Annotated in this window: 15 protein-coding genes, 1 tRNA gene and 2 pseudogenes; 12 read left to right on the forward strand and 6 right to left on the reverse strand. The window is 63.2% G+C overall.

The features are described 5' to 3' along the window. Positions 1-289: 289 nt before the first annotated feature. On the forward strand, positions 290-757 hold the full coding sequence (locus tag E3T54_RS04585; RefSeq protein WP_134474756.1) for a carboxypeptidase regulatory-like domain-containing protein: 468 nt from the start codon (positions 290-292) through the stop codon (positions 755-757). A 43-nt stretch (positions 758-800) separates the two neighbouring features. On the opposite strand, the gene def is transcribed toward E3T54_RS04585, so the two are convergent. Further along, positions 801-1,367 (reverse strand): peptide deformylase, encoded by a 567-nt coding sequence (gene def, locus E3T54_RS04590; RefSeq protein ID WP_092321747.1) that lies wholly within the window; start codon positions 1,365-1,367, stop codon positions 801-803. A gap of 40 nt (positions 1,368-1,407) precedes the next feature. On the opposite strand from def, the gene E3T54_RS04595 reads away from it, so the two are divergent. The 4 genes from E3T54_RS04595 to E3T54_RS04610 all read left to right on the forward strand — a co-directional run bounded on the left by E3T54_RS04595 (position 1,408) and on the right by E3T54_RS04610 (position 5,438). Next, on the forward strand, positions 1,408-2,322 hold the full coding sequence (locus E3T54_RS04595; protein ID WP_134474757.1) for a DMT family transporter: 915 nt from the start codon (positions 1,408-1,410) through the stop codon (positions 2,320-2,322). Positions 2,323-2,551: 229 nt separating this feature from the next. Continuing rightward, positions 2,552-3,760, forward strand: coding sequence for a glycosyltransferase (locus E3T54_RS04600; protein ID WP_174844388.1), 1,209 nt, complete (start codon positions 2,552-2,554; stop codon positions 3,758-3,760). A gap of 9 nt (positions 3,761-3,769) precedes the next feature. Further along, positions 3,770-3,843: transfer RNA gene (locus E3T54_RS04605), tRNA-Ile, on the forward strand. A 161-nt stretch (positions 3,844-4,004) separates the two neighbouring features. Beyond that, complete coding sequence (locus E3T54_RS04610; protein ID WP_092321750.1) at positions 4,005-5,438, forward strand: PucR family transcriptional regulator; 1,434 nt, start codon at positions 4,005-4,007, stop codon at positions 5,436-5,438. A gap of 61 nt (positions 5,439-5,499) precedes the next feature. Here E3T54_RS04610 and E3T54_RS04615 read toward each other — a convergent pair whose 3' ends face one another. Further along, entirely contained in the window at positions 5,500-7,038 is a 1,539-nt protein-coding gene (locus E3T54_RS04615; RefSeq protein ID WP_166804823.1) for an aldehyde dehydrogenase, read from the reverse strand. Between the two features lie 19 nt (positions 7,039-7,057). Beyond that, positions 7,058-8,512, reverse strand: a complete 1,455-nt coding sequence (locus tag E3T54_RS04620) for a cytosine permease (RefSeq protein ID WP_134474760.1) — start codon at positions 8,510-8,512, stop codon at positions 7,058-7,060. A gap of 204 nt (positions 8,513-8,716) precedes the next feature. On the opposite strand from E3T54_RS04620, the gene E3T54_RS04625 reads away from it, so the two are divergent. The 5 genes and pseudogenes from E3T54_RS04625 (at position 8,717) to E3T54_RS04640 (ending at position 15,406) form a co-directional block, all read left to right on the forward strand. Continuing rightward, positions 8,717-10,102 carry an FAD-binding oxidoreductase gene (locus tag E3T54_RS04625; RefSeq protein ID WP_134474761.1) on the forward strand — a complete coding sequence of 462 codons (1,386 nt, stop codon included), beginning with the start codon at positions 8,717-8,719 and terminating at the stop codon, positions 10,100-10,102. Positions 10,103-10,759: 657 nt separating this feature from the next. Then, complete coding sequence (locus E3T54_RS17655; RefSeq protein WP_370254910.1) at positions 10,760-11,320, forward strand: hypothetical protein; 561 nt, start codon at positions 10,760-10,762, stop codon at positions 11,318-11,320. 59 nt (positions 11,321-11,379) lie between these two features. Continuing rightward, positions 11,380-11,520, forward strand: a pseudogene (locus tag E3T54_RS17225) (IS3 family transposase); the annotation flags it as partial. 95 nt (positions 11,521-11,615) lie between these two features. Beyond that, positions 11,616-12,932 (forward strand): FAD-dependent oxidoreductase, encoded by a 1,317-nt coding sequence (locus tag E3T54_RS04635; RefSeq protein ID WP_134474762.1) that lies wholly within the window; start codon positions 11,616-11,618, stop codon positions 12,930-12,932. A gap of 488 nt (positions 12,933-13,420) precedes the next feature. Next, entirely contained in the window at positions 13,421-15,406 is a 1,986-nt protein-coding gene (locus E3T54_RS04640; protein ID WP_198414429.1) for an APC family permease, read from the forward strand. 102 nt (positions 15,407-15,508) lie between these two features. Here the strand turns inward: E3T54_RS04640 and E3T54_RS17660 are convergent, their stop codons facing one another. Next, complete coding sequence (locus E3T54_RS17660; protein WP_166784412.1) at positions 15,509-15,679, reverse strand: hypothetical protein; 171 nt, start codon at positions 15,677-15,679, stop codon at positions 15,509-15,511. 191 nt (positions 15,680-15,870) lie between these two features. Then, positions 15,871-16,179, reverse strand: a pseudogene (locus E3T54_RS16655) (integrase core domain-containing protein); the annotation flags it as partial. A 788-nt stretch (positions 16,180-16,967) separates the two neighbouring features. Here E3T54_RS16655 and E3T54_RS04650 point away from each other — a divergent pair. Both E3T54_RS04650 and E3T54_RS04655 read left to right on the forward strand, forming a co-directional pair. Then, positions 16,968-17,429, forward strand: coding sequence for a D-alanyl-D-alanine carboxypeptidase family protein (locus tag E3T54_RS04650; protein WP_255452822.1), 462 nt, complete (start codon positions 16,968-16,970; stop codon positions 17,427-17,429). A gap of 81 nt (positions 17,430-17,510) precedes the next feature. After that, positions 17,511-17,987, forward strand: a complete 477-nt coding sequence (locus E3T54_RS04655) for a hypothetical protein (RefSeq protein WP_134474765.1) — start codon at positions 17,511-17,513, stop codon at positions 17,985-17,987. A gap of 7 nt (positions 17,988-17,994) precedes the next feature. On the opposite strand, the gene E3T54_RS04660 is transcribed toward E3T54_RS04655, so the two are convergent. Next, positions 17,995-18,636, reverse strand: a complete 642-nt coding sequence (locus E3T54_RS04660; RefSeq protein ID WP_134474766.1) for a thermonuclease family protein — start codon at positions 18,634-18,636, stop codon at positions 17,995-17,997. Positions 18,637-18,730 lie beyond the last annotated feature (94 nt).

Raw genomic sequence — 18,730 nt, forward strand, 5'->3', positions numbered from 1 at the left:
CGAGGGAGCCGGTGAGGGAGCTGAATACAGCTTCGATGCTTGACATACTGAGATTCTCTCAGCACCCACCGGCATCCGCAGTTATGTTCGACCGTGTCGCGACAACCTCGCCCGGACCCGCCCTGTGGAGGACAAGAGCGAGGACGAGAGCGAGGACGAGAGTGTGGACAAGGCGTTCCGCCCGCAGACATCATCGGCTGCGGCCCGCGGCCCGGCATTGACAACGGCCCGGTTCCCTTCCACGCTGACGTGGAGAGGGGGCGACCGTGGACATCATGACGTGGACATCATGACGCTGAGCGCAGGCGTGAGTTCTCGGCGCGCGCACACCACCCGCCGTGCCCCGCGGCCCGCGACGATTGCCGTCCTCCTGGCCGTGGCAGTCCTCGGCGCGGGCACAGCCTGCACGGCCGCGCAGCACACGATCAGCGGCACGGTTCGTGGCACCGACGACCGGCCGCGGGAGGGGTGCGCCATCGTCGTGGGCGTGATCAGCGGCGGACCGGTCCCCGAAATCGCCCTGCTGAGTGGGCAGGACGGCACCTACGCGTGGACCTTGCCCGCGGGCGAATACACCCTGACCGCCCACTGCCCGTCGGGTGCGAGCGGGGAGATCACGGTCGACGCCACGCTGGCGAATGTCGATGCGGCCGACATCGTGGTCGAAGGCGACGGACTGGCCAGGGACCAACGCGAGGAACAGCGTCAGGGACCGGCGCAGGGGATCGCGTCAGCGACCAACGCCGGGAACGCGTAAAACAGCACCGTAACCGGCTCGCCTTACCTGTCAGCGCGCGGGTTCAATCTTCGAGGTTGTCGATCCCGGGCATCCAGCTGAGCCCGGGCACGCCCCAGCCCCGCTTACGAGTGACCTTCGCCGCGATCTTGCCATAGACGTGCTCGAGTCGATCCACGTAGAGCGTGCCTTCGAGATGATCGTACTCGTGCTGGAAGATCCGCGCCAGCCAGCCGTCCGCACGGATCTCGAAGGGCTTCTGGTCAACATCCACGGCACGGAGGATGGCGGACTGGGCGCGCAGCAGCGGAAACCGCTCGCCCGGATACGACAGGCAGCCCTCGACGTCGTCATCCTCGTCGGCGTACCCGGCCGGCACGGGAGTGATCCACAACTCGGGGTTGATGGCCACGCCGCGCCACGCGCGCTCGTCGTCATCGACGTAGCTGAAAGTGAAGAGTCGGAGGGGCACGCCGACCTGAGGGCCGGCGAGGCCCACGCCGGGTGCGGCATCCATCGTTTCGAACATGTCCTGCACGAGCGAGCGCAAATCATCGTCGAAAACGACTACGGGATTCGCTGGGAAGTGCAGGACAGGGTCCCCTGAAATAACTATCGGTCGAACGGCCATTCAGCAAGGATATCGGGATGGATCTGGATAGGGTCATTGAGTGACCCTCGACCTGATCTCCTTACCGGTCGACATCGCGATTGACCCGCGCCAGGCGATCGGAATCCCGATCGCCTTGATCGGCGCCGTCTTCCTGTCGCTCGGCGCCCAATTCCAGCACCGGGGTGTCACCAAGGTCGAAGCGAACACGGTTGCCGTGACCGGCGGGCTCAACCCCCGACAGCTCATGCTCCTGCTCGCCCGGCCGTCGTGGGTGCTCGGAACCGTCATGCTGGGACTGGCCATCGTCTTCCAGCTCACGAGCCTGTTCTTCGCACCGATCATCGTGGTGCAGCCGCTCGGCGCCGTCGCCCTGGTGATCACGGCCATCCTCAATGCGCGCATCAGCAAGGTGAGCCTCAACCGTGCATCGGTGATCGCCATCTCCATGTGCGTCGGCGGGGTGGGCCTCTTCGTCACGGTCGCCGCATTCACCGCCGTCGACAAGCCGGTCACCGACGCCAACCTGCTCACGATCCTGACCGTGCTCGGCGGCGTGCTCGTCGCCTTCGGGCTCGCCTTCGCTTTCCTCCGGACACGGTTCCAGGCGATCTTCTACATCATCGGCGCCGGCGTCCTCTACGGCTTCGTGGCGACGCTGGCCAAGGTCGTCATCAACCGCACCCAGTACGGCAACGTCGAATGGCTCACGTTGATTTGCGTCGCGGGGCTGCTCCTGGCGGCCGCACTCGGCGCCTACTTCGTGCAGAACGCCTACGCATCGGGTCCTCCGGACCTGGTGATCGCCGGGCTGACCGTTGTCGATCCCCTCGTCGCCGTGGGCATCGGCATCGTCGTCCTCGGGGAAGCCTCGCAGGCTCCGCCATGGGCGGCGGCCGCCTTTCTCGTGGCGGGCGTCATCGCGATCTGGGGCGTCTTCCTGCTGTCGAAGCACCACCCGCAGACTCGCCCCTGACAGTTCCGGGAGGCGGGGGATTGGCCCTGCACTAGCGTGGCGCGCTGTAACTCAGGCTCGCCGAAGCGGCGTCGGTTTAGAATAGGGTGCAAGCAGACCTCCACGGCGCGCGTCGCCGAAACCGAAACTTCTCTGCCGGATGATTCTCCCCGGCACATCTACGTTGGGACCACGCCACTTGTCAGATTCGACGGACCTGCCGATCGACTTGTCACAAAAAGGGGCAGGGATGGCGAAGGATCGCATCCGTGTACTGATCGCGGCCGACACGTTCGCCCCTGACGTCAACGGCGCCGCCAAGTTCGCAGAGCGCCTGGCGGCAGGCCTGGTCTCCCGCGGCCACGACGTTCACGTCATGGCGCCCGCCCCCACGCGCAAGCACGGCAGCTGGATTGAAGTCCATGAGGGCCAGCCCATGATGGTGCACCGCCTGCAGAGCTGGCGCTGGAGGCCGCACGACTGGCTGCGCTTCGCCCTGCCGTGGATCGTGCGTCGTCACAGCCGACACATCCTGGACACCTTCCAGCCGGATGTCGTGCACTTCCAGTCGGCCATCAATGTCGGGCGTGGCGTGGCGATCGAGGCGGCGAAGCGCGGCATCCGTATCGTAGGCACGAACCATCTCATGCCGGAAAACCTGCTGCAGTTCTCGCTCGTCCCGAAGGGATTCCAGGACCGGGTCATCACGGCGTTGTGGCGGGCAGCACGACGCACCTTCAGCCGTGCCGAGGCCGTCACGACGCCGACCCGTCGGGCCGCCCAGTTCCTCGAGAAATACACGGGACTCGTCGGCGTGCACGCCATCTCCTGCGGAATCAACGCCGACAACTACTCGCCGAGCTTCGGCCCGCGCACGGAGAACCGCATCCTGTTCGTTGGTCGGGTGACTGGCGAGAAGCAGATTGATGTTCTCCTGCAGGCGATCGCCTTGCTCGCACCCGAGCTCAAGGTGACACTCGAAATCGTGGGCGGCGGCGACCAGAAACGCAACCTGGAGCACCTGGCCGACACCCTCGGCATCAGCGACCGCGTCATCTTCGCCGGCTACGTCACGGACGAGGAGCTGCGCGAGGCATACTCGCGCGCCACCGTCTTCGCCATGCCCTCGATCGCGGAACTGCAGAGCATTGCGACGATGGAGGCCATGGCCTCCGGCTTGCCGGTCGTCGGAGCGGATGCCATGGCACTTCCGCACCTGATCCACGACAACGAGAACGGTTACCTCTTCCGGCCGGGCAATGCTCGGGACCTCGCCGACAAGCTCACGAAGGTGCTCACCGCGCCGCCGCTGGAACTCGAAGCCCTCAAGCGCGAGTCGATCAGGCTCATCGGCGCGCACGACATCAACCGCACCTTGAACACATTTGAATGCCTGTATCGTGGGGAACCGGTGATCGATCCGGTCAACGACGAAGCCACGGCCAGCTCTCCGGAGTAGTCACGGCGCGGGGCGGTAGCTCAGCTGGTTAGAGCAGCGGACTCATAATCCGTCGGTCATGGGTTCAAGTCCCATCCGCCCTACATCAGAACACCGTTTGATCAGGGAGGGCGATCCACGTCGAAGCATAGTGCGTAAGCCCCGTTGTGGGGTGGGGATGCCAGATCGTGTGGGCCGACTCAGGATGCCATGATTGGGGGATGTCTGATTCCCCACGCCCTGCTGCCTGGTAGTCCTCCGGCGCATGAAACGCTCAGTACTTACAGTCGGCGATCTAACGACGACAGCCAGTCTGGACACCCGCGTACTCGGCGGTGCAGCCGGGCTCTCCCGCAAGGTCTTATGGGCCCACAGTTGCGAGATGGACGATCCCTGGCGTTGGCTCGGTCCTGACGAACTCCTCATGACCGTCGGCCTGTGCGTCCCCGAAGACCCTGCGCGTCAGAGGGAATTCGTCTCTGCTCTGGATGACGCCGGCCTGGCAGGAATCGCAATCGGCCTTAACGACATTGCACCCGCGATCAGCCCGGACATGATTGATGAGGCAAACAAGCGAGGGTTTCCCCTCCTTGAAACGGGGCGGGATACTCCGTTCGCTTCCATCGGGCGCACGGTTGCTGCCGCCACAACCACCGAGCAGACCTTTCAAGTCTTGAAGCTCAGCAAGTTGTACCATCTCGCCACGTTCGCTGAATCTGATCCCCGCACCCTTCTTCGTGATCTGCAAGGATTGCTCGGAGTTGCACTGAGCGTCGTGGACAACAGCACGGGGATTGTGATTGTTGATGGAGGCGAGCTACGAAATCTTGATGCCCACGAGGACTCACCGGTACGATCGTTCGCCCTGCCCACAGACCGAGGAATAGCCCTCAGGGTCACTGAATTCCCAGGCGAGGAGCTTGACAGCTTCATTCAAGTGCACCTGCTGCAGGTGGTGGACATTGCGGTCAGCAGAGTTCTTCGTTCCGTCAGACGACGCGTAGAAAGAAGCAGTCTGGCACTGCAGGAACTTCTCAATAGTCATCTCCCGCCGGGGCTGGATGACATCCTCGGGCACTCAACGTTTTCCGACGGCTTCCAACTTGTCGCCGTCTCGGGCCACGAAGAGGAACGGGTTGGACGGTCTATCGGTATGGCGGAACTTCCCGCCTTGGCTACGCTGCACCGAGGCGCCATGCTCATATTTGTACCGCTGAGCTCACTCGAGCCTGTGCAAGCGCTCTTAGCAAAGCTCTCAATACAGGCTGCTGCTTCCTCAACCTTCACCGATTATCGCGACACACAGTTTGCCGCGATCCAAGCAGCTAAAACATTGGCATCCGCCCGTGGAACGAATCAGATGTGGAATGACTTTGAGGGTGTCTCGATCTCTCTACTGACACGTTCACGAAAAGAAGCATCGGAAATCGTCGCCCAGGTGCTCGGAGACCTGGCTCGAGACGATCTGAAGTCTGCAGCCCTGAGAGAGACCCTGTTCTGCTTCATCCGCAATGACCGACGATGGATCGATACGGCTCAGGAACTTAATATCCATCGGCAAACCCTTTCGTACAGACTCATGAAGATCAAGGAGATCACGGGACGAGACGTCTCGAGTTCGGCTGATCTGTCGGCTTTCTGGATTGCCTACCAAGGCTGGCCTTCCTACAGCGGTTTAGCAGACGACGTTGACCGCTAGATGTGTTCCCACGGAGGTTGAATGCACCGTGGCTGAACTAAGACGCGAAAGCCGCATTGACTTAGAACGCTTCGGAATCGTCGTAGGGGAACCACCAGAAGTTCTGTTCGGACTGCTTCGCGTCGACAATGATGAACTTCGCGTGACGGAAAGTGTCTAACCCTTCCGCACCGAGTTGACGCCCGATTCCCGACATTTTTCGCCCGCCGAACGGTCCCGCGTCGTTATCGAGAAGCGGGGCGTTGATCCAAACCATTCCCGCGATGAGCTCCTGATTGGCTCGGTCGATCTCAACGATGTCTGCCGAGTAAAGATTGGCCCCAAGCCCGAACGGCGATCCGTTCGCCAGGTCCAGTGCGTCATCGAAACTCGAGACTCGATAGACAGCGACGACGGGGCCGAATATTTCCTGCATGTATATGTCCATGTCCCGCGTCATCCCCTCAAGAATCGTCGGTTCCAGGAAGAATCCGCTGGCCAGTGACTCATCCGCAATCGCTGGGCGCCTACCCCCGAGAGTTACCTGTGCACCCTGTTCGATGGCGCGCTCGAGAATCCTCGTCACTCGCGCGAGTTCTCGAGCGTTCTCCATCGGACCGACGTCGACTTTGTCAAGCGGGTGCCCGACGCGAAGAGCAGCGATGTGCTTTCGGAACTTACCCATGAACTCGTCATAAACGTCCGTGTGCACGATAAGCTTTTCGGTCGACGTGCAGACCTGCCCCCCATTGATAAAGGCGGCAAAAGCCGCACCGCGTGCCGCAACATCAAGGTTCGCGGACGGCATGACGATGAACGGGTCGCTTCCCGACGCCTCAATGATGAACGGCTTGAAGGTATCGGCACACGCCTTCGCCACAATCCGACCAGTCGGTACGCTTCCCGTGAACGAGACCTGATGCGTGTCGGCGTGGCTGACCAGTTGCGATGAGGTGCGGGCCGTTCCCGGAACACACTGCACGAGCCCCGCAGGCAGGACCTCGAACGCCCGCACAAATGCCAGCGTTGTCAGCGTTGCCCACTCGGACGGTTTGATGATGATCGCATTACCCGCCGCAAGCGCCGCCGCTCCCGTCCACATGGATAAGACGATGGGGTAATTTGCGGGCAGGATGATTACTGCGGTGCCCATCGGTTCCTTGATCGTGTAATGCAATTGCCCGGCTGTCGCCGGGCCCTGAACCGTGCCGATGGCGTGTCGGCCAACCTCGGCGAAGTAGTCCATGGCGGTGATGGCCCAACTCACTTCGTCGTAACTCTCCTTGAACGGCTTTCCCGTTTCCGTCGAAAGAATTTCGGCGATGAGGCGCTGGTCCTCTCGAACGCGTCGACCTGCTTCGTGAATCAACTCCGCTCTATCGAGGGCACTGAGCGCGTACCACTCACGTTGAGCCGCATTCGCGTCGCGCACGACGTCATCGACCTGCTTCTCCGTAAGGTCCGATATCGACCCGATGACCTCCGCAGTGCTCGGGTTGAGTACGTCGGCGAATTTCTCGTCACCAGCTTTGGCAAGTCCGTTCTTGCCGAAGTACGAATTGCTGAGCGCTGCCATGGTGTCGTGCGCGACCCTTGAGCCGCGGTGAAGGGTTGTGTTCATCGTGGTCTTTTCCTTTGAACTATTCGATGGGAGCGGCGAAGGAATCGAGCTCGCGGTCAGCGGATTCGATGATTTTCCGCTCAGCATCAAGATCCATACCTCGGCAGAGAATCCAGTAGATGAGACCACCAATCGGGATTCCCACGAAGAAGGCGACGTCAACGCCACCGAGTGCGAGTGCAATTGGCCCCTGGTAGAAGGACAGATACATGAACGGAATCATGATGACGAATGTCAGGACGTAGGCGGCTATTCCGCGCCAGTTCCAGTTGCTGTAAATACCGGTGCGCGAGAACATCTCGCGAATCGAGTAGTGACCACGACGCACCAGAAAAAAGTCCGTCAGGTTAATGGCGGTCCACGGCGCCATCAGGTACGACAGCACGACGAGGATGGTCGCGAAGCTCGTGTTGAGAAAGTCGGCGGGCATGTACGCGCCGGCAACGGTCGCCGTCAGTCCGACCATGAGAATGGTCACGATGCGGATTCGGCGCGTTGGTACCACCGATCGGACGCTGTCAATGGCCGTGATGATGGTGAGTGATCCGCCATACACGCACATCGCCATGAGGCCGAGAAGTCCGAGCCCACCCAGGACGAGCATTATTGGTCCGAGCCCTGCAAAGACCGAGTCGCCCGTTTGCGAGAGGCTCGTGATGAAGTACTCATCCGGGAGCAGCGCCATGCAGATTGCGCCGACCGCCTCGAACGAGAAGACCCCGAAGAACAATCCAAGTGACGTCCAGGTCATGATCTTGGCCTTGTGGGTGCTGGCAGGCATGTACCGCGAGTAGTCGGAGACGAAGAACGCCCACGACAACTGGTACGCGGCCGCGGCGGAGACTGCAGTGAAGAACGCGGCAGGCTTGAACGTTGCCGAGCTGAGATCCCATGAGCTTGCCGGGATGGCACCGTTAGCGAACAACCCGAGGATGTAAATCACCAGCGCGATGATGAGCGCAACCGAAATATACCGTTGAGCTACGTGGAGCCAGTGATATCCAAAAATCGCGAGAGCAACAGCGACGAGTCCCGTAATGATCGCCCACGTCGGGGCGCTTCCGCCGCCAAGCTCTTCGGCGGTGGCACCGAGGAGGTTGCCTCCGAATACGATGTAACCCCAGTAAACGACGATGGCCATCAGCCAAATGGCGAGGGCTCCGTAGCGGCCGAACTGCGGTCGACTTTGAATCATTTGGGGCAAGCCAAGGTGCGGGCCTTGGGTGGCGTGTGAGGCTACCGGCGCGGTGCCGACGACGGTGCCGACGACGAGCGCAATGAGCGTCCACCCCAAGTTGAGTCCCATAACAATTCCGAGCGCACCGGTTGCCATGCTCAAGAGATGTGCACTGCCGGCAAACCAAATCGTTGCCTGGTCCGTGAGTTTGCCCTTGCGTTCGTGCGCGGGCACGTAATCAATCGAGCGCACTTCAATCTGACCAATCAAGGTCGAATCGGATCGCGTTGTGGTCATGATTGCTTCTCCATTTGACTTCGTTGTCGGGGATTGGATCTCGTTTGTCGAGTCCCGAAGTTCATTCACGTATTGCGTTTGGCTTCGTGGACAAGTGTGAGCAAAGCCGTCCACAATCTGAACTGTAAAAAAGTACGAATATGTGTCAACTCTTGTATCAACGTCACGTTTACAGACAATCGCCTCACATCCACACTGAGAACCGTGATCAACTCCGCGACCCACAGCCCCTTGTCCCTCTGGCATGCAGATTCCAGCCTCGTACCGTTCGGCTCCGAGCCATTGGGAGGCGATCTGGATGTCGATGTCGCTATCATCGGTGCCGGCTATACGGGTTTGTGGACTGCCTATTTCCTCAAGCAACAGCAGCCGAATCTGTCCATTGCGATCTTTGAGGCCGAAACGGTCGGTTACGGAGCGTCAGGGCGAAACGGTGGATGGTGTTCGGCCCTGTTCCCGGCATCGATGAAGAAGATAGCGAGCCTCAGTTCGCGCGATGCGGCTATCCGACTTCAGCGGGCGATGAACGAATCGATCACAGAAATGGGCACAATTCTCGCCCAGGAAAGGATCGACTGTGACTGGAAGCAAGGCGGCTACGTCTCGCTTGCACGAAACGAGGCTCAATTGGTTCGTTCCCAGAACGAGGTCCAAGGGTGGAGGTCCTGGGGCTTCGGTGATGAGCACATGAGCCTTCTGTCCGCAAAGGAAGCGTCGGCGCGGAGCAACGCCACTGAGGTGATGGGCGGCACCTACACCCCGAATTGTGCAGCCATCCAACCTGCAAAACTGGCGTCAGGACTGGCTCGGGTCGTCGAGAAGCTCGGCGTTTCGATTTACGAGCGTTCGCGCGTGACGGCGATTGGTACTCGAAAGTTGGAAACGACGGGGGGAACCGTCACGGCCGACTACATCATTCGCGCGACCGAAGGGTTCACGGCGGAGTTTCCACAATTCCACCGGGATATCGTCCCCATGTACTCACTCATGGTCGCCACCGAACCGCTTCCCAAGGACATCTGGGAAAAAATTGGTCTGGCCGAACGCGAAACCTTCTCCGACAAGCGGCACCTGCGGATTTACGGTCAACGCACGGCCGACGGCCGTCTAGCGTTCGGCGGTCGCGGCGCGCCTTACCATTATGCGTCGCGCGTCCGTGCGTCTTTCGACAGCGAGCCGGATGTTCACGCGATGCTTCGTCACATTCTTAGGAACCTTTTCCCACCCCTCGCGGATGTTCAATTCACCCACGAGTGGGGAGGGAATCTGGGAATCCCGCGTGACTGGTATCCCTCGGTGACATTCGATCGCGCTACCGGTTTCGGACAGGCCGGAGGGTACGTCGGCGACGGCGTATCGACGGCATTCGTCGCGGGCAGGACACTTGCCGCGGAAATTCTTAACACTGAGTCGGAACTTCGTCAACTTCCCTGGGTTCAACGTCATTCGCCACGATGGGAACCGGAGCCATTGCGGTGGCTCGGGGTCAATGCCGTCACGCAGGCTTTCGCGCAGTCGGATCGCAACGAGGCGCGCTCGGGGAAACCCTCAAAGATTGCATCGAGTGTTTGGAAATACATCGGCCACTGACGGCAAGAACGAAACCCCGCGAGGGCTGGATTGGCGTTGGCCCGGAGCGTAGGCCGCTCGATCGAGTGTCCAATGCCAGCGGAGCATTCTGCGGCCCGTTGCGGTGATTCGGCACTCCACCGTGTATGCGACGCAAGCCGAACGCAGTTGTTTCCCTCCATGACCGAACGCATCGAACTTGAAATCAGGGAGACAACTGTCGTCAAGACATTCCGGTCATGGGGCGACGCGAGCACGAACGCGAGTGGAGGGGCCCGCAGGCTGCTGACCGGTATGCGCCGGGGCTGACGCCGAAACCGATCGAGCGGGGCCTCGTCGCCGGCCGCCCGCGCGAAGTGATGGCAAAGGTCAGCGGTTCGTCTCTCGGCCGGGGTAAAGCTCGTCGTGTGCATGCCTGCTACTACACACGCGAGTTCGTGTAGGCAGAGCGGTTGACCGCTCGGTCCGGCCAGGGCCGGCTTGAGTTCGAGCGCGTGCAGGAACTCGTGGCGTCGCGAATCGAACCTGGCTCACATCCTCGACATAGGCGGGCCACCGGGGTGCACGCGGCGAGGCCCACTGAACTCGGCCATGCGGTGGTCATGATCGACCCGCTGCCGGAGCAAGGCTGCCCGCGCCCGCGCCCGCGCCCGCGCGCAAGGGTCCTTCCGCGCCGAGATCGGCGACGCACGTGATTTGAAGTTCGGTGATGACTCAGTCGACGCCGCATTGATGTTCGGTCCGCTGTATGATCTCGCAGACCGAGAGAGCCGCCTGGTGGCGGTCCGCGAAGCCCAGGGGGTCGTCCGCAGCGGCGGTGGGGTCTTCGTCGCCGCCATCCCTCGATTCATTGCACACGCCTCGTTGTCCCTCGGTGAGGAGGCGGCCCATCCCTGCCCGCGGATTGGATCGCGCTTCTGGAGCACGGCACACCGCCAGCCGGAGGACGGTTCCCTGGGCCGCATTTTCGCAGGGGCGGAGCGGCAGCCACAACTTGAGGAGGCGGGACTCGCTGAGGTGACGGTGTGCGCAATCGAGGGACGCGACGGTCTGGCCCTTGAGGAACTCCCGCGAATTGACGACGCCCAGCTCCAGGCAGCAATCATGACTGCACGCGCCGTTGGCGGGATCGCCGGAAGCCGCGACATGAGCAACCCCATCATGGGCATTGCCCGGGTTCCCCGAGGTCCACGCGCTCGATTCGATGGTCCGAAGTCGCGCCGTCATTTGCGAGAATGACGAACGGCTAGCGGGATGCGCTTCCGTGGCTCGGGCATCCGGGCTGTCCGTCCTCACGCGCGACGAAAGCCCAAGCCCGCAGCGACGTCATCCTCTACGTCGATGGCTTCTACAACAGCGGGCGCCGGCACTCAGCCCCGGGCTACCGCAGGCCCAATGGAGACCACTATGGTTATCAACAGCCAGCCCTGACCGCTTGAAGAAGACACTTATTCCGCCGTCCGAAATCTCCGCAGCAGCCCAGATAGCGATTCGTGGAGTTCGTGCTGGCGTTCCCGCAGACCGAAGAGGCAGAATGAGTCCGCACGATGTGGTTGTAGTTGGAGCCGGCCTCGCTGGGCTGAGCGCTGCTCGGGACCTGATGAATGCCGGGTCGGATGTCGTTGTGTTGGAGGCTCGCGCCCGGCCCGGCGGGCGGGTCGAGCAGACCAGGACTGCCGATGGCCGCCTCGTTCAACTTGGCGGAGAGGTCGTGGGCGACTTCCACACGGCGTATCGTGGGCTCGTCGATGAGCTGGGCCTGCACCTCGGTCCGAGCTTCACCGATATCCCGGGCGAGTCGACCTGGCTGATGAACGACGGCCTGTCCGTGGGCAACGCGGTGCCATGGCTATCGGCCTCGGACCAGCGGAAGCACGACCGAATCGAGCGGCAGTTCGCAGAGTTGGCGGCGACCGTGGATCCGGACAATCCCTGGGGGCATCCCGACGCTGTGGCTCTGGACCGCCTGTCAGTCGGTGACTGGTTGCGCTCTGAAGGCGCCACCGCCAATATCGTACGCGCCATGGAAGTTCGTGCGATGGCCTTGGCGGACGACTCCGTCGAGCGGCGGTCGCTGCTCGGCGACCTCCGCAAGGAGTCGGCGGCGGGTGCCCTCGGGTTCTACAACTACGACGCGTGGGAGAGCTTGAAGGTCGTCGAGGGCTCCGCTACCGTCGCACTTCTCATGGCCGAGCAACTCGCGCACCGCATTCGCTATTCCAGCCCCGTGGCCGCCATCGACATCACCACGAACGGTGTCTCCGTGACCCTCCACACCGGTGAGCGCTTCACCGCGTCCGACGTCGTCTGCTCCTTGCCGGCAGGGCCGCTTCGGGACGTTCGCATAACCGGTCTCAGCGCCGAGCGCCTCGCATCGCTACACCGCCAACAACACGCCCCGACCGCGAAGTTCGTGACCGTCTACGATTCCTCCTTCTGGGAGGAGAACAACCAGAACGGCACCGGCTACTTTGAACACACCATCCTCGGCGGGACGTGGGTGCAGAACACGGGCATTCTCTCTGCACTCGTACCCGTTGGCAAACTGGGGCCCTACTTTTCCACGCCGCCAATGCTCCGTGAGAAGGCTTTGACGGCGGAACTGGGATCAGCCTACGGGCCGCGGGCGACGGCCCCGGAGGCCGTCTTCATGCGCAACTGGGGTGCGGATCCGTGGACGCAGGGTTACATCACAGCGTGGCGTCCTGGGGAACTCACTGCCGTCGGTCCCCTTCATGGCACGCACGAACCTCCCTTCTGGGTGGTGGGTTCCGACCAATGGGTCTGCGGTTACATGGAAGGCGCCGTGCGCACCGGACGCGCAGCCGCCCGAGAACTCATCGGAAAATGAAGTCTCGATTTCAGGCTGGAGCGTCCCGTTTCGCCCTCAGCTCCCTCTGCGCTCTCGTCGGGGCGCCAATTGGAACCCTCAGGAGGCCCCACTGCCGGGTGACGAGAGGTCCAAGACGATCACAGCTCTTCGACTCCCCACGCGACGAATCCGATCAGTGCAAAGACGGCGATCACGCCGAGCACGTACGCAATGTCCAGCACAGAAGACTCCATCCGAAGGCCGGAAACGCGTCACCCGATCGGTGCGCGAGTACCGGGGTACGGCACGAGCACACACCCAGCCGGAGCGAGTACGAAACGGGCCTTACGATTCCCTAACGGACGTTCCGGAAACCTAACGACATTCCCCCCGCGTGCCCAGCCTGAATGTGCGGCGCTTGCCTTTGCAGGGCAGACAATTGAAGCTGGAGTGTCGCATTCGCGCATTCGCGCATTCGCGCAATCGTTCGATGTTCGACCGGCGCGAGCAACAAGAGGAAGAGCGAAGTGGATTCAGCAAATGCGCCGGTAATCCCGGAGAGCGTTCCTCGGCCCATCCATGTCGGAGCGCAGCCGAACAGCCTTACGCGGTGGCTGCTGCAGCACAGGGTGCAGCCCGTCGGGCCAGAGAGCTCCGAAGACACCGCGACGACGCACTCCTGGTGGAAAGTGATGTGCCTGACCGGCGTTGACTACTTCTCGACGCTCTCATATCTGCCCGGAATCGCCTTCCTCGCCGCCGGCGCCCTGTCGCCCCTGGCGACGCTGCTGATCGTGGCCCTCACGCTGCTCGGGATGCTGCCGATGTACCATCGGGTCGCCAAGGAGAGCCCACACGGCCAGGGGTCCGTGGCCATGCTGGAACGCCTGCTGCCGTTCTGGCGGGGCAAGTTCTTTGTGCTGGTTCTGCTCGGGTTCGTCGCGACGTCATGGATCATCACGATCACGCTGTCGTCGGCGGATGCCACGGTGCACCTGCTCGAGAACCCGTACGTCCCCGCGTTCTTCGAGGGACAGGCGGTAACGATCACGATCGTGCTTCTCCTCGTGCTGGGCGGAGTCTTTCTCCTCGGCTTCACCGAAGCCGTCAGGGTCGCGATTCCGCTCGTGGCCGTCTACCTGCTCCTCAACGGGATCGTCATCGGCGTCGGTTTGTACGACGTGTTCACCGAATCTGGTGCCCTGGCGGGCTGGACGGACGCCCTCATGTCCCGCGGCGGCAGCTTCGGCGACATCATCGGCCCGGCGCTCATCGCGTTCCCGCTTCTGGTACTCGGGCTGTCGGGTTTCGAAACCGGGGTGAGCATGATGCCGCTGGTTGCCTCGAGGGGGAAGACCCGTGAGGAGCGACTGGCGTCGCGGATCCGCAATACGCGAAAGCTCCTGACCGCGGCCGCCGTCATCATGAGCGTGTACCTGCTGACCAGCAGCTTCGTCACGACGGTACTCATCCCGGCAGCGGCTTTCCAGGACGGCGGCGAAGCCAGCGGCCGCGCCCTGGCCTACCTGGCCCATGAGCGCGTCGGGAACACGTTCGGCACCGCCTACGACATCAGCAGCATCCTCATCCTGTGGTTCGCCGGCGCATCCGCGATGGCTGGCCTGATCAACATCGTTCCGCGCTACCTCCCGGCGTACGGCATGGCCCCGGACTGGAGCCGTGCTGTGCGGCCGGTCGTGCTCGTCTACACCGGAATCAGCATCCTGATCACGATCGGATTCAACGCCGACGTGAACGCCCAGGCCGGCGCCTACGCCACCGGAATCCTCGCCATGATGGTCTCCGGGGCCGTGGCCGTCACCATTTCGGCCGCCCGGCGTCGGCAACGACGAGCCGCCATAGCCTTCAGCGCCCTGACCGTCGTGCTCTTGTACGCTCTGGGAGCGAACATCCTGGAGAAGCCCGACGGCATCATGATCTCGGCGTTCTTCATCGCCGGGATCATCGTCGTCTCCCTGGTGTCCCGGGTGTCACGCACGACCGAGCTGCGGGTGGAGCACGTCGAGTTCGACGAGGCTGCCCGCCGGTTCATCAGCGATTCCCTCGTCTTCGATGGCGCGCTCAACGTCATCGCCAACCGGCCTCAGGCCGACGAGGAGGCGGGGTATGCGGCGAAGGAGGCCGAACAGCGAGGGATGAACCCGGTGCCGGGCGCCGCCGACGTCCTGTTCCTGGAGGTCGATGTCGTGGATCCGTCCGGCTTCAGCGAGACGCTGCGGGTTCGCGGCGTCGAGATCGCCGGCTATCGGGTGTTGCGGGCGGAGAGCCCTGCGGCCCCGAACGCCATCGCGGCCATCCTGCTCGCGATGCGGGACGCGTCCGGGGTGCGGCCGCACGCCTACTTCGAATGGTCGGAGGGCAATCCGCTGGGACATCTTCTTCGCTACCTGCTACTCGGGATCGGAGACACCGCACCGGTCGTGCGTGAGATCCTGCGCAAGAGCGAGTCCGACCCGAGCCGGAGGCCGGGTATCCACGTGGGCGGCGGCTGAGAGCATCGTCGGGCCCGCGCGGGTGAGCTGGCGCACCGCGCGCGCTGGGGGGATACCCGGGGTCTGTCCGCGCCGGCGCGCGCGTAGAGTGAACACGCGCAATCACGGATGACCCGCCAGGGCGGGACGAAAACGATCCGTCGACGGCGGGGTGACCTTCCTCGAGGCCATCTTCACGGCAACCTTGGCCGTCTGCGAGACCGTGCCACCGTCGTCGACACGGCAACGTACCGGAGCCCAGTCGGCCAGGTCGTCATCCTCCTGCTGATCCAAGTCGGCGGGTTCGGGATCATGACGTTCGCCTCCGTGATCGGTCTCACGATCGCCCGGAAGCTGTCGGTCCGGTCGGCCGGTCGATCTGGCTGGGAGTGTTCCACGCCGTGTCCTCGTTCAACAACGCCGGGTACGCGCTATTCAGTGACTGCGCCCGTCAAGTTCTTGAGACAGTCTGATGTGTTTTTCTTCTACGCCGCTGCCTTTTGGCGGCGGTCGTGGTGAGCGGCCAGCGCGGCGGCTGGTTGTAGTCCTCCGTTGTGCGAATGGGGGCGACGCCGGTTGTACCAGGATTCGATGTATTCCATCACCGCGGTGCGCGCAGCGAGGTGATTCTGAAAGTCGTGCTGGTAGTACATTTCGGTCTTCATATGCGAGAAGAAAGACTCGGCCACGGCGTTGTCCCAGCACACGCCAACAGCCCCCATCGACTGGGTGACGCCATTCGCGGCGCACCATTTCTGGAAGTCGCCCGAGGTGTATTGGGAGCCGCCATCCGAGCGATGAAGGCCTCGACCTCGGCTCCGCCGCGTGCCAGGGAGTAGGCGGCGGGCTCGAGCAACACCAGCGACTGAATCCTCGTGGGGTATCGGCCGGCAGCAAGGATTGCCGGGATTCCGCCGTAGGAAGACGCCACGATGTGGATCGGCTCGGCGCTCACCCGCAGGAGGCTGTCAACCCAGCATCCAATCTCGGTCGGCCTGGGGGAGTCGTTGCCATATCCCGGAAACGTGACGAACACGGCACCCGGGATGTTCCCGACCTGGTTGGGCGCAGGCCTTGCCTGAGCGGCCGGACCCGTGTGCGAAGGCGGTCTCATGGCGGGGCATGCCCACTGTCTATCACGCGCGCGTCTCTCGTTCGGTTCAGTCGAGCGCCGACACGACGGACAAGGCACTGTGACGGGCGGGCAGCGCCGGGGGAGTCGGCCGCGTGATTTCGCCCAGTGCTGCCATGCTCAGGACATGACCAACACCCCACGCCCTCGCGCACGCCGCCGGGCCGTGCTCGCCGCCCTGGGCGTTGTCACATCTCTCACTCTCGGCGCCGCCCTGACCGGCTCCCCGTCTCAGGCGCAGGCGGCCCCAGAACAGACACTCGTGAGCCGAGCGACCACCAAAGCGTTCGCGGTCACGTCCGCCGTCGTGTTCAACCGCAACGCGGCCTCGATCACCGACCCCAGGAGCCCCTGGGTCGTCGTCAACAAGAAGCGCCCGCTCAACCCCCGCAGCTACGTGCCTCCGCTCGTATACGTACCGATCAACTACGTGTGGCGCCCGTCGCTGCAGTGGGGGCCTCCAAAGCCGCCACAAAAATGCTCGCGACCTACCAGGCAGAGACCGGACGCCGAATGCAGTCGCAAAGCGCGTACCGCAGCTACGCCACTCAGGTGTCGGTGTACAACGCGAGCGTGCGGATCCGCGGCGTCGCGGCCACGGACAAGATCATTGCACGCCCCGGCACGAGTGAACACCAGACGGGTTGGGCCATCGACGTCAGCGCCCTGCCGTCGAACTGCTCGCTGAGCACCTGCTTCGCCAACACCCACCAGGGGAAATGGCTCTCGGCGAATGCCTGGCGCTTCGGGTTCCTGCTCCGCTACCCGGCTAACAAGGTGGCGGTCACCGGCTACAGCTTCGAGCCGTGGCATTACCGTTTCGTGGGCCCGTACCTGACCACCGAGATGCGCCGGACGGGCTTCACAACCCTCGAGGAGTTCTTCCGCCTGCCGGCGGCCCCCAGCTACTGATCCACTCACCCTGATTTCGCAGTCCCCGGGACGTCACCGAATCCCGGCTAGGCTGTCGAAAAATCGACACGGGGGCCGATCATGATCGTTCACGTTGAGCTGCCCCTCTCGCGCGCACGGAGGAGACGATTCGCGTCTCTCGCGGTGGCGATCCTGGGGTCGACAGCCCTGGCCGGCTGCGCCTCGCCGGCCCCGGAGCCGACCCCGACCGTCGAGGACACGCGGATGGTGTTCACGTATGACTACAACGTGTTCATGCAGGCACGGTTCGAGACGAAACTGGAGTTCATCGCGAACACCTGTGTCGGCGTGACCGGCCAGGACGGCACCATGATCCTCGCGGTGCTCCCGCACGGCAGCCAACTCACGCGGGACGGCGACTCCTGGCTGCTCGTGGTGCCCACCGTGGACCAGCCGATCGCCATCGGCGTGGACACGGTCGTCGCCGGGGGAGGCTACGTGCCGTGGGGGTCGTTTGGAACGTCGGATGAGACTGTTCCAGCCGAGTGCCGGACCGACGAGGTCGTCCAGTTCTACCCGGAGGGCTACGGAGGCTAACGGCGCATCAACAGGCGCCCCACATGCCGGCGCCGGCCGCCGCAGCGGCGTCCTCGGCCGCAAGCAGCAGAGGGTAGTAGGCGTCGTTCGGCTCGATCATGAGCGATTCGGCAGCGCCGGCGGCAACGAGCTCGTAGTTCACGAATCGCCCGTCCTCGGTCCACAGATAGAACAGGCTGCGCCCGTATTGGTCGACGGGGTCACTGTCGGCGGTGATCCAGGTCACACTGCCGTCGGGCAAGAGTGTTCGCAATTGTCGGGTGGCCTCGTCGCCGAAGCATTCGGCGCGGTCGCCCACTTCGGGCGTATCGATCCCGACGAGCCGCACCTTGACGGTGTCCGTCGTCGCCACGAAAGCGTTCGGCTGATTCGTGCGCAGGAACAGCGTGTCACCGTCGTGCACGTGTTCAACGGTCATCGACACGGCATTGCCCGGACGGGCCGGGATGCCGCCGCCTGACGAGGCGGGAGCTCCACCGGCCGCGCCCGCCCCCGGCTCTGCGGCGTCGTTCGGTTCGCCGAGCGGAGTGCTCAGGATGCCCTCGAGGGCCGGGGTCAGCGGCCCGAGTTGCTGGGCGGCGACGAAACCGAGCGCTCCGAGGGCCAGCACGCCGACCAGCAAGCCCGAACCGCCCCGTATCCCACCCATTCCCTGAGACTAGGGCGTGTGTCTCCCACAGACCAGCCGGGAGGGGGTCAGACGCGCGCGACGGGAGTCGAACGCGACTGTTGCCCTCGGGGAA

The organism is Cryobacterium sp. Sr8 (assembly GCF_004403225.1).
Lineage (GTDB): Bacteria > Actinomycetota > Actinomycetes > Actinomycetales > Microbacteriaceae > Cryobacterium > Cryobacterium psychrotolerans.